We start from the raw sequence: 230 nt of genomic DNA on the forward strand, positions 1-230 counted from the left end.
AAAACTTTAATTGAAGAGTTTGATCATGGCTCAGATTGAACGCTGGCGGCAGGCCTAACACATGCAAGTCGAGCGGCAGCACAAGGGAGTTTACTCCTGAGGTGGCGAGCGGCGGACGGGTGAGTAATGCCTAGGGATCTGCCCAGTCGAGGGGGATAACAGTTGGAAACGACTGCTAATACCGCATACGCCCTACGGGGGAAAGGAGGGGACCTTCGGGCCTTCCGCGA

General features: G+C 56.1%; 1 rRNA gene. It reads left to right on the top strand.

Annotated elements, in window-relative coordinates:
• Positions 1-7: 7 nt before the first annotated feature.
• Positions 8-230, top strand: a 16S ribosomal RNA gene (locus MO387_RS21080); the annotation flags it as partial.

The sequence above is a fragment of the Shewanella sp. N2AIL genome (genome assembly GCF_022690845.1).
In the GTDB taxonomy this organism is placed as follows: Bacteria; Pseudomonadota; Gammaproteobacteria; order Enterobacterales; family Shewanellaceae; genus Shewanella; species Shewanella baltica.